The sequence below is a fragment of the Lederbergia citrisecunda genome (genome assembly GCF_018343695.1).
Classification (GTDB): domain Bacteria; phylum Bacillota; class Bacilli; order Bacillales; family Bacillaceae_C; genus Lederbergia; species Lederbergia citrisecunda.
Map to the genome: position 1 here is coordinate 1,430,993 of NZ_JAGYPJ010000001.1, position 24,156 is coordinate 1,455,148.

Sequence of the window (24,156 nt, forward strand, 5' to 3'; positions counted from 1 at the left end):
ATATGCTTGTCTCACACGTTCTTTAAAAACTGAATCGTGAAAGGAATTTTATAAGCTTGCCCATCGAAAGCTTTGATGGCACCAATGATTGTAAAAATGGTCATCAGTAGCCCAATAATAGGCAAAAGAAGAAATCCAATTAGCACTATGCACAGTATTCCTGCACCGATTAAATATAAGGTATAAGATATTAAAAAGTTCAAATATTCCCTTCCGTGGAAATCGACAAGAGATGATTCATCCTTCTTCAACAGCCAAATAATTAAGGGGCCAATGAACGTTGAAAAAAAACTAGTTATATATATGGCTGCGGCAAATATTCTTTCGTTTTGATCTCCCATTCTTCTCTCTCCTTCTTCTTCATTCGTTTTCATAAAATATACGCTTTAAGAGAAAAAAAGTTTCATATTGTTTTTACTATTTTTTATATTAACAGAATGCTGTCAAATTACATAGAAAAAAGTCACTAAAAAGATGAAATTTACTATTTTCAAATAGTGTTTTTTTATTGTATGATGTCATTAGAAAAACAAAAATAAAATACAGCTCATAATTGAGGGAAGGCAAATGGTGCGCCACCTGTCCGAAGTACGGAAGGTTCTAGTGGGTTCGATTCCCACCCCGAAATTTTTTATGCAATTTTAAAAAATTTCGAGGGTAGGAACGATAATACGGGACTGCCCAAATGGAGGGGTTAAAATGCTCAAAAAGCGTGAATTGAATGGGCATGAATGTCATGTTTTATTCGAACTAATGACGCACCCGGATGTCTTCCCTTTCGTACGGCAAAAAGCTTATTCATTCGAAGAATTTATGTTTATGACGAAACAAACGATCGAAGCAGAAGAACGCGGTGAATTGATTTCAAGAACAATTCTTGACGAATGGGAAAATCCAATCGGGACCATAAGTTTATTCGATATTAAAGACCAAGCAGGATTTCTGGGAACGTGGATTGGAAAGCCATACCACGGTAAAGGCTTTAATAGTTTGGCAAAGGAAGCTTTTTTTCAAGAAGTATTTTTTGAAAAAGACATAGCGACGATATTTATGAGAATACGTCAAATAAATATCCGTTCACGAAAAGCTGCAGAAAAGCTACCTTATACAGTAAGAGCTAATGATACACGTCCATTAATTTTTCAACAACTAAATAAAGATGAGTATATTTATGATTTATATGAGATTCCAAAAGACTTATTTACGATGAATTATATGAGGCAGGTTTCTGAACAAGCAGAACTACAACCCCTTGAAGCATAACAGTCGGTTAGGATAACCGACTGTTTTTTTATATGCTATAATGATTTATATTACATTGATCATTGAGGTTTATACATGAAACAAACATTTACAATAAAAGAAAAAATACAGCAACTGTGGATTATTTTTATTCCAATTTTAATCACTCAACTAGCGATGTTTTCAATGAGTTTTTTCGATATTATGATGACTGGAAAATATTCTGCTAACCATTTAGCCGGAGTTGCGGTAGGGTCATCATTCTGGGTACCTATTAACACGGGGCTTAGCGGCATTCTATTATCAGTTACACCAATTGTTGCTCATTTAGTTGGTTCCAATAAAAAAGATAAAGTGCCTTTTTCTGTTATGCAAGGGGTATATGCCGGAATTACCTTAGCTATTTTCATTATTATCATTGGATTCTTTATTTTGAATCCATTGTTAAATGGAATGAATTTAGAAAATGATGTTCGAAAAGTCGCAAAATATTACTTAATTTCACTAAGCTTTGGTATTATTCCTCTCTTTGTGTACAACGTTTTACGCTCTTATATTGACGCATTAGGCAAAACGAGAGTTACGATGATCGTTACATTGTTATCTCTGCCAATCAATGTGACACTAAACTATATTTTGATTTTTGGAAAACTTGGATTCCCTGCACTGGGTGGAGTAGGAGCGGGTATAGCGTCAGCTGCTACTTATTGGATCATTACATTTATTGCAATATGGATCATTCATAAAAAGAAACCGTTTATTGATTATAAAATATTTCATTCATTCCCTAAGATTTCATTTAGTAAATGGAAAGAAATATTTTCCCTAGGAGTACCAATTGGGTTATCCATTTTTATTGAAACGAGTATTTTTTCTGCAGTTACTTTGTTCATGAGTGGTTTCGGAACGAAAGTAATTGCGGCTCACCAAGCTGCATTGAATTTTTCCTCGTTCATTTATATGATCCCTCTTAGTATTTCAATGGCACTAACAATATTAGTTGGTTTTGAATCCGGAGCGAAAAGATTTAAAGATGCAAGACTTTATAGCTTTCTCGGTATTGCTGGCGGAATTACGATTTCTTTGTTAACAGGTACACTCCTATTTATTTTTAGAAGTAATGTTGCGTATTTCTATAGTAATAATGTTGATGTTGTCGTTTTAACATCGCAGTTTTTGCTCTATGGAGTGTTTTTTCAGTTATCTGATGCGATCCTTGCTCCAATTCAAGGGGCACTTCGCGGATATAAAGACGTTAATGTAACGTTTATTATGGCATTAATATCTTTTTGGGTCATTGGACTCCCGCTAGGTTATATGTTGGCAACAAAAACGGAATTAGGTCCTTTTGGATATTGGCTCGGCTTAATAGCTGGCCTGGCGATTGGTGCTATTACACTTTCTTCTCGATTAATGTATGTGCAGAGAAAGCATTTGAGAATACAAAAAAGCGAACTTGCGTAACCTAGTAGTTAAGTTACGAGTTCGCTTTTTCCTTTATTATTATTTTCCAATGAATTGTTGTGTCCAGTAGTTACCGTTAGCAACATATCCCACACCAATATGAGTGTAGCTGCTATTTAAGATGTTTGCACGGTGACCTTCACTGTTCATCCAAGCTCTTACTACTTCTTGAGGAGTTTGTTGTCCCATTGCAATGTTTTCACCAGCAGAACGATATGTGATGCCAAATTTCTTCATCATATCAAATGGTGATCCGTATGTTGGGCTCGTATGGTCGAAATAGTGATTTACAGACATATCTCTTGATTTCTCTCTTGCAACTTTACTTAATTCAATATCCACTTTAAGTGGGGAAAGACCATATTTAGCTCTTTCTTGGTTTGTCAAATCAACGACTTGCTGCTCAAAAGCATTTAATTGAGAGTTTGCTTGTGCTGCAGGTTTTGATTGTTGTGCAGGTTTTTGAGCTGGTTTTTGCTGAACTGGCTTTTGTGCAGGTTGAGCTGGAGCCGGTTTTTTTACAGGTTGTTGCTTACTTGGTGGTGCTGGTTGATAGTTAAAAAATTGGTTCAAATCTATATTATATTGGCTCAATAATTTGTTCAAATCTTGGTAATCTGATAGATTAGCTTGATAGTAAACTACTTTTGTATTTACAGGTTGAAAGCCTGCTGCATCGGCTTTTCCAGTTGTAAAAGGTGCTGCGATAAGTGCTGCTGCTGCAACAGTGGAAATGACTAGTTTTTTCATTTCTTTTTCCTCCCTTAATCTCTCATTTCGTTTGCAAGTTAATATTAACATACGTTTCTGTGTAATATTTTAGGGAGGAATTGCCAAAGAGCATTTTCAAATATATATAAAAATTATTTTCATTCATTTTTTCTATCAATCTAATATTCTAGCACCTTTTCTTATTTATCTTCTTCATGGCTTACATTAGGACTTTTACCAATCATTATCTTTATTTACCATTAACTTCAAGAAAGTTCATATTGACAACTTTTTAAAAACCTTCATTTATTACTAATGTTACAATTATGTTTCAGTTATTTCTTATCGTCTTACATAAAAAGCATTATAAAACTGGATGTAGATTATTTCAATCAAGAGGTTTACTTTCTCACGAGTCTCTAGCATTGCGCTCCTATCAACATGAAATCAAGAAACAAAAAAATAATAATAAATTGAACGATGTTGGTTAATCCTAATAATAAAAATTACAGTAGGAGGACTTTATGAGTACTAGATATTGCTGTCCTAATTGTAAAACCAATCGTTCTCGCTTCAATATTATTGAACAAAATGCGTACCCTGTAAAATTGGATCCTTCGACGGGAGAAACGATAGAAAGATATGAAAATGCTACAGAAGCTGGACCATTTCATACCGCTTATAACGGTCCAGAAAGAAGAATCCAATGCGGCTCCTGCGGTTTAATTGAGGATGAAAGAACATTTATTAAATTTGCTGAACGATAAGAAAAAAACACTGATGGAAATATATTCATAAATGATACCCCTCCAGATGCTGACTTTGGTGGCGATTCAGAAAACCTCTTCGACGCTTGGACACGCCTGGTAGAACTCCCATAACCCATTTTTCTGACTTACCTTCCACTCAATCAGCATGTGCAGCAAAATTTATTATGAACTTTTACCACATCCAAAAAAAGAAGGACTCCATTTTGACGGAGTCCTTCTACTATTTTTTATTGGTTTTTTGTTAACTCTTCAATCGCTTTTTTTACTTGTGGATCGTTCTTTTGAATATGTTCACTAAGTTTATTCATTAATTTCACAGTGGTTTCTCCAGTTAAAATTCCATTAACTTTCAGCTTTTCAGCTTTTTGAAATTTTTTCACGGCTTTTTCTGTATCTGAATCATAGAAACCATCAATTTTACCAGGTTTGTATCCTAATACTTTTAGCATTTCTTCAGCAGATTTCACGTCATTTGACGCTGATGATACTTTATACTTTTTATCAGGATCAATATATGATACATTCGCATATTCAGGCAAGGAAACTTTAACATCAGGCTCGATTCCTTTTTTGTGAATCCAGTTACCATTTGGTGTTAACCATTTTGCCATTGTGTATTTTACATTCGATCCATCTTTAAAGTTATTAGCCGTTTGAACGGTTCCTTTACCGAAAGATTTATCCCCAACTAATTGTATGCCAGCGGATTCACTGACAGCACCTGCGAGAATTTCTGACGCACTGGCACTCCCCTTATCAATCAATACTACAGTTGGGATGTCTACTTTCTTACCTGCTTGTGCCGCTGTTTTTTCAATTGTACCATCACGATATTCAACTTGTACTATGTTCTTACCTTCTGGAACGAAAAGGTTTGCGATTTGGATAGCTTGATCTAAAAGTCCTCCAGGGTTTCTTCTCAAATCAATAATGAGCGATTTCATTCCTTTGTCTTCCATTTCTTTCATCGCTGTAGCTAAATCGTCATACGTATGCTTAGAGAATGTTGTAATTTGTATTTTAGCTACACCATTATCCAACATTTCCGCATAAACCGTATTGATAGGAATTTCGTCTCTTGTGATCGTCATCTTAATGGTTTCTGAATTTTCTGGTCGTTGGATACTTAGGGTTACCTTTGTTCCCTTTTCTCCCCTAATAAGAAGCACTGCTTCATTTGCAGACATACCTTGAATATTTTTATCATCAACAGTGATAATCTTATCGTTTGGTTTTATACCTGCTTTTTCCGCTGGGGATCCTTTTATTGGAGAAACTACTACAATATCCCCATTCATTTCTTGAATTTCCGCACCAATTCCTTGAAAAGATGCAGAAATACTTTCTTGGAACTTATCATTTTCCTCTTTCGTCATATAATCGGAATAAGGGTCATCGAGAGCTTTTACCATTCCGGCAATTGCTCCATCAATTAATTTTTTATGATCTACTTTTTCAAAATACTTTTCGTCCAGCATATCATACGCTTCATATAATTTACTAAACTCTTTCCTTTCTGGTATTGCAACGCTGACAGCTTTTTCGTCACCAAATGAAAGTGCTACTAATGTTATCCCAGCAGTTGAAAAAATTAAAAGAAAAATAAGCATAATAAATTTAAATTTCTTAATACGGATAAAACTATTTTCCTCAGAATGATCTTCTATCTTTTTTTCTTCTTCCATTTAAATCACCACTTTCATTTCAGCAGCTCAGAATAGTAGAAACTTATCTTTTAATAAATTGTATAGTAATTTTTATATTTTATCAGCTTTTTTTACAATAATAAAGCTAACATGAGTAAAATGCCTAAAAAAGCCAAGCATTCTCTATGCCAGTGCATACTAAGAGAAGCTTGGCCTTCTAATGTTTTATATTTTTCGGACTTCCTTAAAAAATTCTTCAAGTGTCCAATTGTTTTTATACATTATTTCTGCATTTTTCTCACCGACATACCTAAAATGCCAAGGTTCGAACTGATACCCAGTTATTTCTACCTTTTCTTTTGGATATCGAAGGATATAACCAAAACGGTAAGCATTTTCTTTTAGCCATTTTCCTTCGTCTGTTTCACCAAAATCTTCGGATAATAAATATTGTACATTTTCGCTAGAGATATCCATAGCTAGTCCAGTTTGATGCTCACTTTTTCCTGGAATAGCGACTGCTTGCATGGCTTTATCTTTACCTACTCTGTCAATTTCATTATTTAATATTGATACTTGCCTAACATACGAGCGGTAACCAGAGACGGCAAAGAGATGGATGTTAGCTTTCTCTGCAGCAGAAAACATTTTCTCTAGTGCATCAGCAGCTTCTTTGCGTAAGTAGCTTTTTTCAATATCTTGATCACCAAAAGAAAATGGAACGTTAGGTCGAACTAAATCCGCTGGTATGTAAGTCCCAGGCAGAGCAAAGTCTTTGTTGACTAACGCTAAAACATTATCTGAGTTGACGATTTCTTTTACGCCTTTGACCTCTTTAATTGTATTAAAATAAGCAGCTTCAAGGGCATATAAAGAATCGTCACTCGTTTGGTTGCTTCCATAATGTTCTTTCGTTTGTTCTTTCCGTTCTGCAAGTTGTGGATTTTTTTCAGCTTTTTCTTCAGGCTTTTCATTAATAAACGGAATTTTGACTGAACAGCCTGAAAGGAGAACAGCAGCAGTTAGTGTTATGATTAATTTTTTCATCGTTACCCACATTTCTTTCTAGAATCATTTTATGATTCTTTAATTGCTGCTTCCAATGCTACTTCAATCATTTCATTAAAGGTCGTTTGTCTTTCTTCAGCAGACGTAACTTCTCCTGTTAATATATGATCGCTGACAGTAAGTACAGATAAAGCCTTTCTACCAAATTTAGCAGCTAGAGTATAGAGAGCGGATGTTTCCATTTCTAATGCAAGTATACCGTATTGTGCCCATTTTTCATGGTCGGCATTGTCGTTATAGAACATATCTGCTGTAAATACGTTACCTACTTTTACTTGAAGACCTTTTTCTACCGCTCCATCATAAGCATTTTTAAGTAATTGGAATGAAGCAGTAGGAGCATAATCGATACCGTCAAAAATGATTCGATTCATTTGTGAGTCAGTAGATGATGTCATAGCAAGAATAACATCACGAACTTTGACGTCCTTTTGAATAGCGCCACATGTACCTACTCTGATTAAATTTTGAACATTATAGCTTTGCATTAACTCGTTAATGTAAATGGATATAGAAGGAACTCCCATACCTGTACCTTGTACTGATATTCTTTTACCCTTATATTCACCAGTGTAACCAAACATATTTCTGACTTCATTATAGCAGACTGCATTTTCAAGAAATGTTTCAGCTATGTATTTTGCACGTAATGGGTCTCCAGGTAATAATACTGTTTCAGCAATTTCACCTTGACCTGCAGCGATATGAATACTCAAGAAAATCACTCCTAATTTTTATTGTATCGGGTAAGCAGCTATCGACTAACAAACTCTCTACCCTTTTCCTTGCAATAAATCAACATTGCTTCCAATTGTAGCACTATATTCCAACAACTTCATGTTAACTTTATCGAAAGTAAAAGGTCAAAAGAGGGGCGTCGACTAAAACTTTCCACATCCTGTGAAACATCGATAGACCATGATTCTGAGGGCCAGAATGACGATGACAGGGCGTTAAAGCTTTTCTCTATACCATTCTAATTCTTTCAATCCCTCGTTGCAAATTTTGTTGAAAGAAAATCGTTATATGTAGAAATTTTGACAATAAAAAATACGCCAATATGAATTGGCGTAAAAACCAAGTATTATCTTCATTCATCCCATTCTTCGATAATGCATTTGGAAACTAAATAGTCAAAGGTGATATCAGCTAATTCTTCCGATTCAAACTCAGTTGGGGCGTAGCCTCTTTTTATTAGCTCATGATAGAAAAATTCAGCTATTTCCTCTGTGTCAATGAACACTTCCGTTTCACGCATTCCCTTCTCTCCCTTTCTGAATTTTCTACCTAGGTTATTTTTTTTCAGCTTCTAAATATAGGTCCCAAACATGATCAAAAAGAGCTAACGAGGGCAAATACTCGCCATTCAGCTCCAAATAAGCACTCAATTCATGGTAATCATCCGAATGTTTTGGGAAGCTGTGGTCTTGATAAGCATCGTTCGCAAATTTGCTAATATCATCTTTTAAATGTGGCTGTCTGAATTTCATAAGAAAATGATAAAAAGATTTATTCATTAAAGATTAATCCGCCTTTCAATTTCCATCCTTTTCTAACAAATATAGCGGATTGAATTTCATACGTAAATGAATTTTATTATCTCGTTTTTACAATGTATGCAATCAGGCGACATTCATTCGGATATATTTAATAATTTTGCCCCCTAATTGGAAGGGGGCATTTAATCAATTAGGAAAACACCAGCAGGCGCCAATGATGATTAATAAAATAAACAATACAACGATTAGCGCAAAACCACCTGCGAAACCGCCATACCCAAAACCACATCCACCATATCCACCATACGCCGGATAGGTAGGGCAGCAGCCATCGTAACCGTAGCCTCCGTAATACATATCATTCACTCCTCAATTCTTTAATATCTTCGTTCCTATATTATGTATGAGTGTTATGGGCTGTTTGTGCGTTTGCCCATAGACATAATAAAAGCATCCAAGTTAATGGATGCTATATTCGTTACATTTTTTAATATGAATACTTTATATAAATAATCCCTCATACTTCTCATATCCCTCTTTTTTCAAATCCTCTCTAGGGATAAAGCGAAGGGCTGCGGAGTTAATACAATACCGAAGCTGTAAAGGTCCTGGTCCATCTGGAAAAACATGGCCTAAATGCGAATTCCCTTCTTTGCTTCTTACTTCCGTTCGAATCATACCATGGCTTAGATCCTCTTTCTCCACCACTTCATTTTCGGCAATTGGTTTTGTAAAGCTTGGCCAACCACATCCTGCATCGTATTGATCTCTTGAACTAAATAGAGGTTTTCCTGATACAATGTCAACATAAATCCCTTCCGCTTCGTTATTCCAATACTCATTATCGAAAGGTGGTTCTGTTCCATTATTTTGTGTTACGTGAAATTGCATGGGTGTTAGTTTTTTTCTAAGTTCATCCTTATTCACTTCAAATCCCCCCAATGCTTATTGATAAAATGTTTTCTTCCAGACCCTAACTGATAAGCTTCATAACGTTCCGGATTTTTCCGATAAAAATGTTGATGGTACTCTTCCGCTGGATAAAAAGCCTTAGCAGGCTCAATTGGAACAACTATTGGATGAGAAAATATACCACTTTTTCCCAACTCATATTTTGACTGTTCTGCAAGTTGTTTTTGCTCATCGGAATGATAAAATATGGCTGTTCGATAGGAATCGCCACGATCAAAAAATTGTCCTCCTTGGTCTGTCGGGTCAATTTGCATCCAAAATATGTCCAGCAAACGCTTATATGGAAATAGATCTGGACTAAATGTAATTTGTACTGCTTCCGTATGTCCTGTTGTGCCTGAACATACTTCCTCATAAGTAGGATGCTCTGTCCATCCAGCCGTATAACCCGACACCACTTTTTCAATACCTGGCAGTTCATCAAATGGCTTCACCATACACCAAAAACAACCTCCAGCGAAAGTTGCTAATTCACTTCTTGTAGATTTTTCCATAACAAACATCCTCCCTTCATTTTAATGAACAGGTACAAACATTTTCATAGAAATTTTATTATCCACTAAGTTAAATTCTTCAGCCCTAACTTGGATACCACTTTTTAATTTCATCTGTTGAAGTGAAACATATATTTGTTTGTCGTTTGGTTGTATAATGACCCAATTAGGCAGCTTATAAGCATCACGAATAAACTTAAGGATATACGAAACAGGCAGTTTTACATCCCCTAAAGATAAAGACTTTTGTTTTAGTATAAGATCACCGTTATCTAATGCAACAGGTTCAAAGGTCATTTTCAAATACATACTTTGTGAAAAAACTTGTACTTCTCCATAAAGTTCTACTTCATCGGTCAACAATACACTGTAATGAATAGGACCGTCTAACCCTTCCTTCTCAATATAATGATTGATAAGTTTATTGAGGTCCTGCTTTTCCGTTCGTATTAAAAATTCTGACATGTTCGAAGTGGACACCTTTTTTTCAGGGACAGGCTCTTGATCTACCGCAAGAAAAATCAGTATCCCTATTCCTAGTAGAAAAAGTATATTTAATGATAATAATGTCATGAAAAGTAGCTTCCAAATGTTTTTATTCTTCATTCTATACCTTCCCCTGTAACCCTTTGTTATTTCAATTGCTTTTCTAATTTCCCTTTATTACCAAGATAATCGTATATGCGCTCTGCTATTAGTTTATAACCTTCGTTATTAGGATGAAAATAATCGGTATAAAGTAAGCTTTCCTCTTGGTTATGAAATATATCATCAATTGGAACAAAGGTTGTTTGATAATATTCAGAAATCACACTAGAACTAGATTGATTCCAGCTTTTTACGATTTCGTCCATTTCTTTTAAATCAGAAAACCATCTTATGAATGGATTGTATATTCCTACAAGAAATATCTCTGTATCCGTGTTATATGAAATTACTTTATCAATTATATCTGTTAATCTTTCATCATACCCTTTTTCTGCATCTAAAAACATTTTAACATGAAGACCCATTATATTTTCTTTAAATACTTGCATTACATCATTTCCACCAATTGTAATAATGACAATGTCAGCATCTTTTATAGAGTTTTTTATTTCATCCTGACTCAGACGTTTCATTAATTGATCAGTTCGATTACCCTTCACACCAAAATTACTAAATTGAGCATCTTTTATACTACGATTGCTCTCTAGTTTACTTTTTAAATAAGGAATATATCCTCCTTTACCTTCTATATCACCTATACCTTGTGTGAGCGAATCACCAATGGATACAATTTTTATAGATAAAGGCATAAAGTCAGCAGGAGGCAATTGTTTTTCTTCGCGATTTATATTATGAATCCCTTGTGTCGTGTAAGGGGCAGAACAACCTGTTAAAAATAATATACAGCCAATCGCAATACTGAAGTATTTTCTTATCATTATGCTCACCCTCAACTGTAAAGTCACATTATTATAACATGGTTAGGAAGTAAGGAGACAGTAGAAACACAAAAAAGCGATCTTGGCTAGATCACTTTTTCGAGCTTTCTTTATTCTGTATAATACATAAATCCAATTGCCCCAGGGCCTGTGTGAGTACTGATAACTGGCGTTGTATCATCAATTTCGATATCTAGAAAACCGGTAAGTTCTTCAACTTTTTCTTTACATAAATGAGCGAGTTCAAGGCCATCAGCATGACAGATACATACGCTTTTAAGAGCCTTTCCATGAATATCTTCCATAAAATGCTTCATAACGTATTTTACTGCCTGAGCTTTACTCCTCACTTTAGCAACGGGTGAATACTCTCCTTCTTCCAAAAGAGCAATAGGCTTGATATTGAGCAGCGACCCTATCATCGCCTTGCCCTTTCCAATTCTTCCACCCTTCATCAAGTTTTCGAGGGTGTCGACTACGACATATAATTTTGTCCCTAAACGCACTTTCTCAATAGAAGCAAGTATATCTTCTAACGATTTACCTTCTTCTGACATTTTTGCCGCTTCCCTTACTTGGAAGCCAAGAGCTTTTGAAATGAATGATGAATCGATGATCGTTACTTTGGAAGCAGTCATTTTTGATGCAGCTCTGGCTGACTCTATTGTTCCACTCATTTTACCAGTTAAATGGATTGATAGAATCTCACTTCCATCTTCTCCTAGTTCATCATATAATTTCAGAAATTCGCCTACAGCAGGTTGAGAGCTTTTCGGTAGTTCCTCTGAAACCTTCATTTTTTCCATAAATGTTTCAGGTGTAATATCTATTCTATCTAGATAAGTTTCTCCTTGAATTGTAATGGATAATGGTATTACATGTATATTTAATTTTCGCGCTTCCTTTGTTGATAAGTCACAAGTTGAATCGGTTACAATTTTAATTTTGCTCATATGGCCACATCCTTTAGAAGTTCAAAGTCCATTATACAGGTTCTGGATAGGGTTGAATAGGTTATAATGTAGAATAATATGTAGAATAATATAATTTGCTATTATTACTTCTTAGTCCTATGATTAAAAGAGTTTGAAGAATCTTTAAGGATGGTGAATGATAATGGAGACAACATATTATACGGATGGGCAAACGTATAATTGGAAAGAAGAATTGGCTAATGCCATTACACATGGAATTGGTTTTTTATTAAGTATTCCGGCACTTGTTATTCTGATTGTATCAGCCGCAAAAAATGGTGGAGCGCTTCAAGTTGTTAGCTTTACTATTTTTGGCGTGACGATGCTCCTTCTTTATTTGTTTTCAACAATGCTTCATAGCTTCAAACCATCTAAAGTTAAGAATGTATTTGCTATATTAGATCACTCAGCAATTTATCTTTTGATTGCAGGTACTTATACTCCTCTTGTTCTTGTCACTTTAAACGGTGCACTTGGATGGACATTATTTGGTATTGTGTGGGGTCTTGCAGTAGCTGGCATAACGTTTAAATGTTTCCTTATCAATAAATTCCGAGTTATTTCCACCATCTTTTATTTAGCTATGGGCTGGCTTGTCATAATTGCCATAAAACCTCTTTATGCGAACTTAACCGGTACTGGTTTTGCACTATTACTGACTGGCGGGCTCCTTTATTCAGTTGGAGCGGTTTTTTACATTTGGCGTAACCTTCCGTATTCTCATGCCATTTGGCATTTGTTCGTCATTGGTGGGAGTGCGTGTATGTATTTTTGTATACTTTTTTATGTATAATTGAAAGCGCAAGCCCCTTGCACTTAGACGTTCCTCATTCTGTCATCTACTGAGTTAAATGAAACAAAGAACTCAGAAAAGTGAAAGGCGCCTGCAGCTGCACTTGAATGGCAAATTGATATTTACTAAAGTAGGTTGAAGTTTCCTAAAACTCTAGAACTGAGACAGCAAAAGTTAAAGGTTCAAACATATTTATTTATAAAAACTTGAACTTTCTTTAAATTGGACAAAAGAGGCTGTCCGATAAGTCCCTAATATAAAGCAGGTGGAGAAAATTCATTCGTTTTCTCCACCTGCTTTTGGATTTTTATGATCATTTTCTGAAAGTATAATGTGGGCCAATGTCACAATTCCATTTAACTAGATAAGACAATTTTTTGTTGTGTTTTTTAAAAAATAAGCCATGCTGGAGAGCAAATCAACAGATTCAATTTAACCCAACTCCAAAAAATAAAAAAAAGAGGGGGGCTACCAAAGGTCAGTTACCTGACATTTTGGACAGCCCCTTCTTATTTCCTCTCGTATATCCTAAATTCATAATCGTATGGATTTTTGTCGTCTTTTGGTCCTTTTTGAGTTGATTTAACAACCCAATTATCCCAGTCTAATTTCGGAAAATATGTATTGCCTTCAAAGGAGTGGAATATTTTTGTGACATATAAACGATCAACTTCTTCAAGAAAAAGCTGAAATATCTCCGAACCACCTGTGACAAATACGTTAGAATCGTTGTTTTCTATCCATTGAAGAAGATCTCGTTTGGAATGAAATACAAGACAATTTTCTACTTGGTAGTTTATATCACGAGTAAGAATAACATTTGTTCGGCCTGGAAGAGGTCTTCCTATTGATTCATATGTTTTTCTACCCATAATAATGGGATGACCAATCGTTGTTTCTTTAAAATATTTCAAATCCGCCGGTAGTCGCCAAGGTAAATCATTATCTTTTCCGATTAGTCCATTCTTATCCTCTGCCCATAAAAAAGAAATCATACACTAACTACTCCTTTAATGGCTGGATGTGGGTCGTAACCTTCAAGTGTAAAATCTTCAAACTTAAAAGCAAATAAATCAGTAACTTCAGGGTTTATTTTCATCGTTGGTAAAGGACGTGGTTCCCTTTGCAACTGAAGCTCAATTTGTTCAATATGATTTGAATAAATATGAGCGTCACCAAGCGTATGAATAAATTCTCCAGGTTCAAGATTAGTAACCTGCGCTATCATCATCGTCAATAAGGCATATGAAGCAATATTAAAAGGCACGCCTAAAAAGATATCAGCGGATCGTTGATAAAGTTGACAAGAGAGCTTCCCGTTTGCTACATAAAATTGGAAAAGACAATGGCAAGGAGGCAGAGCCATATTTTCTATTTCTCCTACATTCCATGCATTAACAATCATCCTGCGGGAATCTGGATTATGTTTAATTTGGTTGAGAACATCTTTGATTTGATCAAATGTTCTTCCATCTGCAGATGTCCAAGATCTCCACTGTTTACCGTATACAGGCCCTAATTCGCCATTCTCATCAGCCCACTCATTCCAAATTCGAACACCATTTTCTTGTAGATACTTTATGTTAGTGTCACCCGCTAAAAACCATAGTAGTTCATGAATGATCGATTTCGTATGCAGTTTTTTGGTTGTAAGTAATGGAAAACCTTTCTGCAAGTCAAATCTCATTTGATAACCAAATGTACTGATTGTTCCAGTACCTGTTCGATCTTCTTTTTTTGTACCATTTTCTAAAACGCTTTTACACAAATTTAAATATTGTTCCATCTAAACACATCCCTTTAAATATCATTGTAATCTTTTAAAAAACTGAAATGTTTCAGGTGCTTGTTTCTTCATTATAGTTCTTGTATCATCAGAAAAAAAATAATAGGCGAAGCCTTCAGCAAAATATTCTTCTTCATAATTAATAAAATAAGGATTTTTAGGGAACAATTGATTTGCTTCATTTGACCAAACTCGTTTAAATTCACTCTTTTTATCGTTAAAAACAAAGTGATAAAGCGTGTGAGCCAATTCGTGGTATTCAAGATTTACAGAGCCATGTCCCATCCCTTTATTACTACAGCCAATTTTCACTAAAACGAGCTTAGAACCTCCAATTCCTGGTACATCATCCCATGTAGCATTGTTCGGATAACCTCTTGGAGTTTTCCCTTTTAAATAAGCAGCACTTGCATTATCTGTTAACTTACCATTAAATAAAATAACCTTAATCTTTTCTTTGGCAGCCTCAGCTAATATTGAAGAAGGAAGTTGATCAAGTCTTTGTATGATTTCGGAAGCATCTGCCTTATTATATGAAACTTCTGGAAGCACTACAATGTCCTTTAAATAGTTGCCAGACTGTAAATCCAACTTATCATATATACTCGTATCACTCAAAGGAATGCCCTCATAAGTAGCTTTAGTTGTTGCAGAAAGCGCAATAAATATCAATAACAAAATTGGTGGTATGATCAACCATTTTCGCATAAGCCCCTACTCCCTAGAATCTATGAAAATATATTTCATTATAGCATTTTTCATAGATTAGGAGTATGACCTTCATGCTTCCAAAAATGGAAAATAATAAAGAAAGCAAGGCCGCTGAAGCGAACTTGCTTTCAAACTGTTCTCCAATTAGGAGGTGTATTTTTGTTCCAATCTATTGTACCAATCGTATAGTGAGTCTGAAATTGATCATGGTAAGTGTGATAATGAAAATTAAATTTATAACCTTCTAGAGGCGGTTTATCCCTTCTTACATGAAAACGAATCACATCTTGTTTTGTTCCGACATTGTATATGTTAAAAATCTTCTCACTGACTCCGCCACCAGGTGTTTCTGTTATAGCAAGATTGTCAAGTTCTTCATCAGAAAATTGAGCAGCCGTCATTTCAATTGCCGCTTCGATATGAGGTAAAATGATTTCTTGAAACTCATCTATGATTACATCTGAAATTTTTGGTCCAAATTTAATCAGTGCCTGGCGTTCAGCTTCATCTGTCATCATTTCAATAAATTGTTCTTTATGAGACTTAACCGCAACGTTGATTTGTGTTTGGATATTAGGTTTTTGTACAGAATCATTTGGTGGATTTCCGCGATGCTGCGCTTTAGGAAGTTCATCATTTTCAGACCATAAAGCATGCGAAGGAGTAACAGCTCCGAATGTTAGTATCGAAACTAATATGATTAATGATTTTCTTATCCATAATTTCATCGCAGCTACTCCTTTCATTGAAAAATATATATGTACTTATCTTATACTATTTTTAATGGAACATCGATAGAAAAGAATCATTTTTGATAAAAAAATGGCAAATATATGAATTTCAGTTATAATAAAATTACTGTAATGATAAGGAGGGCTTTCTACATGAGTATTCTTATAAATATTGGCGCATTTATTATGATAGGTTATTTCGTTTATTGTGCAATAGCTGACTAAAGCTGCGGGAAAGTATGACCGCAGCTTTAGTTTTTTATGCACTAAATTTGTAATTGAATCGATGTGATATTTTTTGAGCTTTGTTCTTTTAGCTAAAATTTTTGCTGAAAGCATCTATTAAATGTTTAACTATTGTATCAACATCGTTATCTTCAATATCTTCTCTAGGGATAAAATGTACTAAGTCTTTTCCTTTAAACAACGCCATAGAAGGTGAAGAAGGTTCCTGTCCATTTATAAAACTTCTCATTTTTTCTGTCGCCTCTCTATCTTGTCCAGCAAAAACAGTAACGAGATGATCAGGCTTGTTTTCACTTAACGATACAGAATGAATGGCAGCAGGCCTAGCTAGTCCAGCAGCACATCCACATACCGAGTTAATGACAACAAGTGTTGTACCTGTAACATTTTCCATAAAATCCTCTACAGCTTCTTCTGTTCTTAGTTCTTGAAAATTGGCGTTCGTCAATTCTTCTCTCATTGGTTTTACAATTTGTTTCATGTATTCTTCATATGCCATTGACATATTTATCACTCCTTCTATTGACTTTCTTATTTGCTTCTAGCTTCAGTCATTTGCTTCCAAACAGACCCTTTCGCTTCTTCTCCACCTTCAATGCGCTCAATGGCCATCTTAATTTGCAGTTGAACTTCAAATTCCTGATCATTTTCAGCTTCTTTTAACGCTGGCAAGGATCTTTCATCCCCTACCTCATATAAAAACATAGCCGCTCTCCAGCGTACAATTCTACTTTTATCTTTTAACGCTTCACACATTTCATCCATTGCATCAGGAAAGCCAAGGTCTGATAAACAATCACCTGCAGTCCTTCTAACAGTAACGGTCTTATCTCGTAATCCTTTATAAAGCAATGGCAAAACGCGTTTATCTTCAATCATTCCTAAATAAACGACCGCTAAGCGGCGAATCGATAGTTTTTCATCAGATAAAGCTTTTTCTAATACGGGTAAATCTTCCAATGTAGGATTTTGCATTTGTTCCAGTAATTGATATCGCTTTTTCCAATCAGGATCGTCGAGCATATTGGGTGTTAGCTTTATTAACTTTTTAATATGTTTTAATTCTGCTGTTGGATTAAGGGCTCTTTCCAATATAGCCCGCAATCTTTCTTCCGGATATGATGCACCTAATTCATCGACCACTTCTTTTCCTACTTGATCAAGATCTCCATAACGTACCCCTACATCCTTCCACTTGCGGAGTAGGATATAATTATCTTCCGGAAGTTGTGCTTTGCTCATCGCCTCTTGGAATCGGTTTGGAAGCCCGAATCTTTTTTCTTCATTACTACTAGTGAGTTTTACTTGAAGAGGAATATCTTTAAATAGTTGAATCTGAACATTTACTTCTCCAAAATGCTCATCTGGCTTTTGATTTCCTTTATTTGAAGCAATACTTTCTTCTCCAAATGCTTCCCTCACTAGAGGTAGAATTACTTCCCAACTATATTTACCATTTCGTTCCACAGCTAAAAAATCCGCAACGTGATAGACGCCATTTACACCTTCAATATTAAGGATATTCTTTATGACAGGCGGTGCTCCTTCAGCATTTTCTTTTTTATAATTATTATTTTTTCCGGCAACCAATGCTTCATCTAGAACAATTTTCATCGTATTTGGACTTGGAGTAGGTTCAATCGTAATTATTTTCATACTTTTTATGTTCCCCCTCTAAGTTTTTTATTTGCCTATTGTATCATAAGACTCGTTTTCGTTTGAAAATTCGAGTTATACTAGCTCAGATAAATAGGACCATCTAGAAATTAAATGCTCTAATTGATTATTCAATTGTTCGATTTCATTCATTATTAGTTGTGCTCTTTCAAAATCACTTCCGATACCCTCAAGATCTTCAGTTAATTGGGTAATCTTCGTTTCGGTTTCTGATATCTCATCCTCAATCGTTTCCCATTCTTTTTTCTCATTAAATGTCATTCTTTTCTTTTTTTCTTGCTCGTTTTTTAGTTTTGGTGCTTGTAATGTTTTTTGTTCAGTCTCTCTATTTTTCTTTTCTTCCTCGGCCTCAGCATCCAAATATTCGCTATATGTTCCGTAATATTGATCTATTTCACCATTCCCTTGAAATACAAGTAATTGATTCGCTGTTTTATCAAGAAAATAACGATCATGTGAGACGGAAATGACGACACCCGGAAATTCATCAATATATTGTTCAAAAATCGTGAGTGTAGCTGTATCCAAATCATTCGTCGGTTCATCCAGCAAAAGAACATTCGGTTTACTCATTAATAATTTTAACAAATATAATCTTCGCTTTTCTCCCCCAGAAAGCTTTTTAATGGTCGTTCCATGAGTACTCATTGGAAACAAAAATCTTTCTAACATTTGCGCAGCAGAAATCGTTTCACCTTTACTTGTTTCTACCACTTCTCCTGCTTCACGAATATAGGCAATCATTCGCTTATTTCCATCCATTTCCTCATTTTCCTGAGTATAGTAAGCGATTTTTACCGTTTGCCCTGTTAGTAACTCTCCCTTATCCAATGTGAGTTTACCGGATAACAAATTTAAGAATGTAGACTTTCCGCTACCATTCTTACCGACAATTCCTAATCGATCCCCTGGTTTGATCAGTAAGTTAAAATCCTTTAACATTATTTGATCCTGGAAAGATTTTGATGCATCAATAAATTCAAACACTTGCTTGCCTAAGCGACTACCTTGAAGGGATATATCAACATCAGCTTTAGAAGGAACTTTCCCTAGCTCACCTTCCAATTTTTCGAATCTTTGGATTCTCGCTTTTTGCTTTGTTGATCTTGCCTTTGCTCCGCGTTTAATCCAAGCAAGTTCATTCCGATATAAATTTTTTCTTTTATCTTCTGCTTGTAATTCTTGCTCTTCTCTCAGTGCTTTCGCTTCAATAAAAGCACCATAATTTCCATCGTAAGAAAATAAACGACCATGATCCAGTTCCAAAATTCGGGTTGTTGTCTGGTCTAGGAAATATCTATCATGGGTTACAAGCATTACCGCTTTCGGATATTTACTTAAAAATCCCTCTAACCATTTTATCGTTTCATAATCTAAATGATTCGTAGGTTCGTCCAGTATTAGTAAGTCAGGGGTTTCAATCAAAGCTTGAGCTAAAGCTACTCGTTTTTTTTGTCCACCTGATAACAACCCTATCTTTTTGCTTACGTCTGTTATACCAAGCTTAGACAAGATAACTTTTGCATTTGTACTCGCTTCCCAACCATTCTTCGCGTCCATTTCCTTTTGCAATTCAAATAAAGTATGTTGAAAATGTTCATTTTCCGGATTCTTTTCTAATTGAGCAATTGCTTGTTCGTATGATTTTACTAATTGAATAATGGCTATATCACTATTAAACACTTGGTCAAGGATTGTTAATGTTTCGTCCATTTCTGGCGACTGAGATAAATAATAAATCGTATAATCTTTAGGATGACTAAATGCACCAGTATCCGGCTCATCGATTTGAGCAACTAGCTTTAAGAGACTAGACTTTCCTGTTCCATTAACCCCAATGATACCAATTCTATCTCTTTCATTTACATGAAAGGAAATATCCTCAAATAAACGCTTATCTCCATAGGCTTTCGTAATATTTTCTGCTGAAAAAATCTTCAATCCAACCATTCCAATCTATATCATCATAAGCTGACCGAGTTTAATCCTGCCAGCTTCCTTAACATCTCTCTAAAATAATCCGATAGCTACACCGTTTTCGTCTACATCCATACGGTAGGCTGCGGGTTGTTTCGGAAGACCTGGCATCGTCATCATTTCACCAGTCAAAGCAACGATAAAGCCGGCACCAAGTTTCGGTTTTAATTCACGGACATGTATTGTGAAATCAGTTGGCTTTCCAAGTTGGTTTGGATCATCCGAGAGAGAATATTGTGTTTTTGCCATACAAACAGGCAAATTCCCCCACCCTAGTTCTTCAAACTCCTGTAATTGCTTTAATGCTTTTACTGAAAACTCAACGTCACTACCACCATATACCTTTTGTACGATAGTCTTAATCTTTTCTTCGAGTGACGCATGTAAATCGTAAAGATATGTAAATGTATTTTGATTATATTCAATTTCACGAAGAACTTTTTCAGCCAAATTAACGGCTCCAGCTCCACCTTTTTCCCATACTTCCGTCAAAGAGACTGGTATATCATTTTCGCTACACCACTTCTCCAATACGGAAATTTCCGCCTCTGTATCTGTAGAAAAACGGTTGATTGCGACAACATACGGAAGTCCAAAGTGGGTAACGGTCTCAATATGTTTCATTAGATTTTCTAAGCCTTTTTCAAGAGCAAAGATATTTTCATGTGTTAATTCATGTTTGGATAGTCCACCATGCATTTTCAATGCTCTAATTGTTGCAACTATCACAACAGCTTCAGGTTTAAATCCTGCACTTCTCGATTTTATATGAAGAAACTTTTCCGCTCCAAGATCTGCGCCAAATCCAGCTTCTGTTACTACATAGTCTGCCAGTTTTGCAGCTGTTCTTGTAGCCATTACACTATTGCACCCATGGGCTATATTTGCAAATGGACCTCCGTGGACAATTGCCGGTGTATGTTCAATCGTTTGAACAAGATTCGGCTTTAGAGCATCTTTTAAAAGCAGTGTGATGGCCCCTTCTACACCCAAATCCTTGACGGTTACTGGTTGCTTATCAAAAGTATAGGCGATAACAATCCTTGATATTCGATGCTTTAAGTCTGATAAATCGGTTGCTAGGCAGAGCACTGCCATTATTTCAGAAGCCACAGTAATTTCAAATCCATCTTGACGCGGTATTCCCTGCACGGGTCCTCCTAAGCCAACTACTACTTCTCTTAATGCGCGATCATTCAAGTCAACCGCCCTTTTCCAAAGGATTCTTCTTTGGTCAATATTTAACGTATTACCTTGGTGGATATGATTATCAATGAGTGCAGATAGGGCATTATTAGCCGTCGTGATGGCATGAAGATCTCCTGTAAAGTGTAAATTAATATCTTCCATTGGAAGCACTTGGGCATAGCCGCCTCCTGTAGCTCCTCCTTTAATCCCCATCGTAGGACCGAGTGACGGTTCACGAAGTGCGATAATTGTTTTCTTCCCGATCTTAGATAAAGCATCACCGAGTCCAACAGTTACAGTAGATTTGCCCTCACCAGCTGCTGTAGGATTAATAGAAGTAACTAGAATAATTTTACCGTCTTTGTTTTTTTGCAGATCACGAATCTTTTCAAACGAAATTTTTGCTTTGTATTTACCGAAATATTCAATGTCATCCATAGTAAGCCCAATACGATCGGCGATGCTTTGAATTGGCAGCAATTCAGTCTCCTGTGCAATCTCTATGTCCGATTTCCATTCGCTCATCATCAACAACCCCTCCGGCAATTTATTCACTTTAATTGTATCATGGCATGTATGAAATGCCACTTGCGGGAATAAAAAAAGAACCTCATATTGGTTCTTTCAGTATGTAGAATTACATACGGATTAGTTAAAAAAATATTCGTCTTTCAAGGGGAAAAGCACAGAGAAACATGGTTGCTATAGTAGGCAATGAATGCTTCATACGACATGAGTAATCAATAAACAATTGCTAGACCATAGAGATACACTTACTCATAGCAGGACATCAAGCCTCACGGTAAACGAAACTCAATTGGCCTTTTACTATTGAATCAAAAAGCAATTGAGAAAGACAGGAGCTACCTCTAAAGATACCCACAACTTTCTCAGTCTATTTCTGATAACCCACAATTAAAATGACCGTTTAACAAAAGTCTGAATAAATCAAATTGGTTCTTTATCAATGGCTTCCTCATTTTTCATTTGCAATAGCTTTAATTCAGCTAGATGATCCTCATTTTCTTGAAAAAATTGAACGAGATCGCCAATCCTATCTATAGAATTCCAGCTTAAATGATGTTCGATTCCTTCTACATCTTCATAAATATTTTCTTCCTTAACTCCAATTAATCTTAAAAAGTCCTCAAGTAAATCATGTCGTTCTACTAAACGTTTACCGATTTTTTCCCCTTTTTTCGTTAAAATGAGTCCCCTATATTTTTCATAAACGAGATAACTATCCCGATCTAATTTTTGAACCATTTTTGTCACAGAGGAGGGGTGAACAGCTAAAGCATCTGCTATATCTGAAACACGCGCATATCCTTTATTCTCAATTAATAAATATATTTGTTCTATATAATCTTCCATACTCGGAGTTGGCATTATTATCCCCCTTAGTACATCATTAGCACATAAAAGTTTACTATAATCCTAACTGTTAAACAAGTTTTGGAAACTTCACACTTACAGAAAATAATGAATTGATTGAATTTAAAAATTTTATTAATTTATTCTGCAAGTTTTCTTGACGCTATTGTGGTAGTAGTGTATAGTTTACTTATCATTGAACAAATCAAATGTCAATTGTTTAGTGAGAATATTTTTTTAGGAGCACTTAGTGCTTAAGTCTAGGAGGAAAAAGATACATGCAAAACGGTAAAGTTAAATGGTTTAACAATGAAAAAGGCTACGGTTTCATTGAAGTAGAAGGCGGAGAAGATATTTTCGTTCACTTCACAGCTATTCAAGGTGATGGTTTTAAAACTTTAGAAGAAGGTCAAGAAGTTTCTTTTGAAGTTGTTGAAGGAAACCGCGGACCACAAGCTGCAAACGTAACTAAACTATAATAACATACAATGATAAGGCTGGCCGAAGTTGGCAAGCCTTTTATTTTTGATCATTTATTAGTGTTTTTCCTTTTTCTTGTAGTTTTTGACCTATAGTACATTCTCCGATACAAAACTTATGTGCATATGATTTACTAAACTCTTTCTTAAAATGCAGATGTAAAAAGCAGCCATCACAATAAGATGTAATTAATTCATCTATTTCCTTGAAAACCTTTGTCCGTTTCATTAGACCAACCTTTCTTATAACCTACCATCTACTTTCATATGACCTTCAATTAGGTTATTTGTGAGTGCTTGTGTCGCAAGTTTGTCTGCTTCTTTATTATCACGCCTTGAAATGATTTCATAATTAGGCTTTAAACCCAATTCTTTAATTTTTGCTTCTATTCTGTCAAGCCAAGTATTCAGTACTCTTTCATAGCAAGGCCATTCGCCTTGCAGCTGTTTTATAACACCTTGAGAATCTCCCTTAATGACTATAGGAAGATTTTTCATACCAAGATCTTCTAAATAAATAAGAGCATTGTACAAAGCTGCATATTCAGCTTCATTATTATTCTCCAATTGCTCAAGCTTTGCATTCGCACGAAATCTAAAGCTTTCTTTCCCTTTTTTATAATATATTACGATCCCAATTCCTGCAGTCCTTGTTTGGATATCGTATCCTCCATCAAAATACATAATAGGATCAGCAGGTTCGAACTCTAATTTTGACCTTAGCTTAGAATATTCCTTTTGACTCCATTCTCTTTCCATTTCATCGATTATGATTATTTTAATAATGCGGCCAGTTCGCTGTAAATCTTCAAGAAGATTATCAATAGATGACTCATCGAGCCATTCAGTTTCCATTGAGACTTTTATTGTTTTGACTCCTTTGTATTCAAATTTCACTTTATATTTCATGATCCCAACACCTTTACA

The 24,156-nt window shown here is 35.4% G+C and carries 28 protein-coding genes and 1 pseudogene; 5 read left to right on the top strand and 24 right to left on the bottom strand.

All coding sequences use genetic code 11. The annotated features are described in order from the left end of the window. Window positions 1-11: 11 nt before the first annotated feature. Window positions 12-374: a DUF4870 domain-containing protein gene (locus tag KHA93_RS07110; RefSeq protein WP_233711076.1), complete on the bottom strand. Its 363-nt coding sequence runs from the start codon at window positions 372-374 to the stop codon at window positions 12-14. Window positions 375-699: 325 nt separating this feature from the next. On the opposite strand from KHA93_RS07110, the gene KHA93_RS07115 reads away from it, so the two are divergent. Together KHA93_RS07115 and KHA93_RS07120 are read left to right on the top strand one after the other, a co-directional pair. Continuing rightward, entirely contained in the window at window positions 700-1,263 is a 564-nt protein-coding gene (locus KHA93_RS07115) for a GNAT family N-acetyltransferase (protein ID WP_213110103.1), read from the top strand. 75 nt (window positions 1,264-1,338) lie between these two features. Next, the gene (locus KHA93_RS07120) at window positions 1,339-2,706 is read left to right on the top strand and encodes an MATE family efflux transporter (RefSeq protein WP_213110104.1); all 1,368 of its coding nucleotides are present in this window, start codon (window positions 1,339-1,341) and stop codon (window positions 2,704-2,706) included. Between the two features lie 39 nt (window positions 2,707-2,745). Here KHA93_RS07120 and KHA93_RS07125 read toward each other — a convergent pair whose 3' ends face one another. Then, window positions 2,746-3,456 carry a CAP domain-containing protein gene (locus KHA93_RS07125; protein WP_213110105.1) on the bottom strand — a complete coding sequence of 237 codons (711 nt, stop codon included), beginning with the start codon at window positions 3,454-3,456 and terminating at the stop codon, window positions 2,746-2,748. Between the two features lie 485 nt (window positions 3,457-3,941). On the opposite strand from KHA93_RS07125, the gene KHA93_RS07130 reads away from it, so the two are divergent. Continuing rightward, window positions 3,942-4,184, top strand: a complete 243-nt coding sequence (locus KHA93_RS07130; RefSeq protein ID WP_213110106.1) for a DNA alkylation repair protein — start codon at window positions 3,942-3,944, stop codon at window positions 4,182-4,184. A gap of 230 nt (window positions 4,185-4,414) precedes the next feature. On the opposite strand, the gene KHA93_RS07135 is transcribed toward KHA93_RS07130, so the two are convergent. The 11 genes and pseudogenes from KHA93_RS07135 to KHA93_RS07185 form a co-directional block, all read right to left on the bottom strand. Next, the gene (locus KHA93_RS07135; protein ID WP_213110107.1) at window positions 4,415-5,872 is read right to left on the bottom strand and encodes a lmo1851 family serine protease; all 1,458 of its coding nucleotides are present in this window, start codon (window positions 5,870-5,872) and stop codon (window positions 4,415-4,417) included. Between the two features lie 186 nt (window positions 5,873-6,058). After that, a complete protein-coding gene (locus KHA93_RS07140; RefSeq protein ID WP_213110108.1) occupies window positions 6,059-6,880 on the bottom strand; it encodes a D-alanyl-D-alanine carboxypeptidase family protein in 822 nt (273 codons plus the stop codon). Window positions 6,881-6,909: 29 nt separating this feature from the next. After that, a complete protein-coding gene (gene deoD / locus KHA93_RS07145) occupies window positions 6,910-7,617 on the bottom strand; it encodes a purine-nucleoside phosphorylase (RefSeq protein WP_213110109.1) in 708 nt (235 codons plus the stop codon). A gap of 374 nt (window positions 7,618-7,991) precedes the next feature. Further along, window positions 7,992-8,159 (bottom strand): YozD family protein, encoded by a 168-nt coding sequence (locus KHA93_RS07150; RefSeq protein WP_213110110.1) that lies wholly within the window; start codon window positions 8,157-8,159, stop codon window positions 7,992-7,994. A gap of 34 nt (window positions 8,160-8,193) precedes the next feature. After that, the gene (locus KHA93_RS07155) at window positions 8,194-8,418 is read right to left on the bottom strand and encodes a YozE family protein (protein WP_213110111.1); all 225 of its coding nucleotides are present in this window, start codon (window positions 8,416-8,418) and stop codon (window positions 8,194-8,196) included. A gap of 168 nt (window positions 8,419-8,586) precedes the next feature. Continuing rightward, window positions 8,587-8,667: pseudogene (locus KHA93_RS23170) on the bottom strand (YjcZ family sporulation protein); the annotation flags it as partial. Window positions 8,668-8,901: 234 nt separating this feature from the next. Further along, entirely contained in the window at window positions 8,902-9,291 is a 390-nt protein-coding gene (gene msrB, locus KHA93_RS07165) for a peptide-methionine (R)-S-oxide reductase MsrB (protein ID WP_213112811.1), read from the bottom strand. 32 nt (window positions 9,292-9,323) lie between these two features. After that, complete coding sequence (gene msrA, locus KHA93_RS07170; RefSeq protein WP_213110113.1) at window positions 9,324-9,866, bottom strand: peptide-methionine (S)-S-oxide reductase MsrA; 543 nt, start codon at window positions 9,864-9,866, stop codon at window positions 9,324-9,326. Window positions 9,867-9,887: 21 nt separating this feature from the next. Continuing rightward, the gene (locus KHA93_RS07175) at window positions 9,888-10,472 is read right to left on the bottom strand and encodes a YpmS family protein (RefSeq protein ID WP_213110114.1); all 585 of its coding nucleotides are present in this window, start codon (window positions 10,470-10,472) and stop codon (window positions 9,888-9,890) included. A gap of 26 nt (window positions 10,473-10,498) precedes the next feature. Next, complete coding sequence (locus KHA93_RS07180) at window positions 10,499-11,293, bottom strand: SGNH/GDSL hydrolase family protein (RefSeq protein WP_213110115.1); 795 nt, start codon at window positions 11,291-11,293, stop codon at window positions 10,499-10,501. Window positions 11,294-11,403: 110 nt separating this feature from the next. Beyond that, window positions 11,404-12,246, bottom strand: a complete 843-nt coding sequence (locus KHA93_RS07185) for a DegV family protein (protein WP_213110116.1) — start codon at window positions 12,244-12,246, stop codon at window positions 11,404-11,406. Window positions 12,247-12,409: 163 nt separating this feature from the next. Here KHA93_RS07185 and trhA point away from each other — a divergent pair, with 163 nt between their 5' ends. Next, entirely contained in the window at window positions 12,410-13,060 is a 651-nt protein-coding gene (gene trhA / locus KHA93_RS07190; RefSeq protein ID WP_213110117.1) for a PAQR family membrane homeostasis protein TrhA, read from the top strand. Between the two features lie 509 nt (window positions 13,061-13,569). Here trhA and KHA93_RS07195 read toward each other — a convergent pair. The 9 genes from KHA93_RS07195 to mntR all read right to left on the bottom strand — a co-directional run bounded on the left by KHA93_RS07195 (window position 13,570) and on the right by mntR (window position 22,765). Continuing rightward, window positions 13,570-14,055: a dihydrofolate reductase gene (locus tag KHA93_RS07195; protein ID WP_213110118.1), complete on the bottom strand. Its 486-nt coding sequence runs from the start codon at window positions 14,053-14,055 to the stop codon at window positions 13,570-13,572. Further along, window positions 14,052-14,846: a thymidylate synthase gene (locus KHA93_RS07200; RefSeq protein WP_213110119.1), complete on the bottom strand. Its 795-nt coding sequence runs from the start codon at window positions 14,844-14,846 to the stop codon at window positions 14,052-14,054. Before KHA93_RS07200 ends, KHA93_RS07195 begins: the two co-directional genes overlap by 4 nt. 21 nt (window positions 14,847-14,867) lie before the next feature. Then, window positions 14,868-15,554, bottom strand: coding sequence for an anthrax toxin lethal factor-related metalloendopeptidase (locus KHA93_RS07205; protein ID WP_213110120.1), 687 nt, complete (start codon window positions 15,552-15,554; stop codon window positions 14,868-14,870). A 131-nt stretch (window positions 15,555-15,685) separates the two neighbouring features. Next, window positions 15,686-16,285 (bottom strand): YpjP family protein, encoded by a 600-nt coding sequence (locus tag KHA93_RS07210; protein ID WP_213110121.1) that lies wholly within the window; start codon window positions 16,283-16,285, stop codon window positions 15,686-15,688. A 316-nt stretch (window positions 16,286-16,601) separates the two neighbouring features. Then, the gene (locus KHA93_RS07215) at window positions 16,602-17,039 is read right to left on the bottom strand and encodes a BrxA/BrxB family bacilliredoxin (RefSeq protein WP_213110122.1); all 438 of its coding nucleotides are present in this window, start codon (window positions 17,037-17,039) and stop codon (window positions 16,602-16,604) included. Window positions 17,040-17,065: 26 nt separating this feature from the next. After that, on the bottom strand, window positions 17,066-18,190 hold the full coding sequence (locus tag KHA93_RS07220; RefSeq protein WP_213110123.1) for a conserved virulence factor C family protein: 1,125 nt from the start codon (window positions 18,188-18,190) through the stop codon (window positions 17,066-17,068). Window positions 18,191-18,265: 75 nt separating this feature from the next. Next, window positions 18,266-20,152 (bottom strand): ABC-F family ATP-binding cassette domain-containing protein, encoded by a 1,887-nt coding sequence (locus tag KHA93_RS07225; protein ID WP_233711423.1) that lies wholly within the window; start codon window positions 20,150-20,152, stop codon window positions 18,266-18,268. A gap of 69 nt (window positions 20,153-20,221) precedes the next feature. Continuing rightward, the gene (locus tag KHA93_RS07230) at window positions 20,222-21,904 is read right to left on the bottom strand and encodes a formate--tetrahydrofolate ligase (RefSeq protein WP_213110125.1); all 1,683 of its coding nucleotides are present in this window, start codon (window positions 21,902-21,904) and stop codon (window positions 20,222-20,224) included. 420 nt (window positions 21,905-22,324) lie between these two features. Further along, the gene (gene mntR / locus KHA93_RS07235; RefSeq protein ID WP_213110126.1) at window positions 22,325-22,765 is read right to left on the bottom strand and encodes a transcriptional regulator MntR; all 441 of its coding nucleotides are present in this window, start codon (window positions 22,763-22,765) and stop codon (window positions 22,325-22,327) included. Window positions 22,766-23,028: 263 nt separating this feature from the next. Here mntR and cspD point away from each other — a divergent pair, with 263 nt between their 5' ends. After that, window positions 23,029-23,229, top strand: coding sequence for a cold-shock protein CspD (gene cspD, locus KHA93_RS07240; protein WP_213110127.1), 201 nt, complete (start codon window positions 23,029-23,031; stop codon window positions 23,227-23,229). A 40-nt stretch (window positions 23,230-23,269) separates the two neighbouring features. Here cspD and KHA93_RS07245 read toward each other — a convergent pair whose 3' ends face one another. Both KHA93_RS07245 and KHA93_RS07250 read right to left on the bottom strand, forming a co-directional pair. After that, window positions 23,270-23,458 (bottom strand): zinc-finger domain-containing protein, encoded by a 189-nt coding sequence (locus KHA93_RS07245; RefSeq protein ID WP_213110128.1) that lies wholly within the window; start codon window positions 23,456-23,458, stop codon window positions 23,270-23,272. Between the two features lie 14 nt (window positions 23,459-23,472). After that, window positions 23,473-24,138 carry a reverse transcriptase-like protein gene (locus KHA93_RS07250; RefSeq protein ID WP_213110129.1) on the bottom strand — a complete coding sequence of 222 codons (666 nt, stop codon included), beginning with the start codon at window positions 24,136-24,138 and terminating at the stop codon, window positions 23,473-23,475. Window positions 24,139-24,156: the final 18 nt, after the last annotated feature.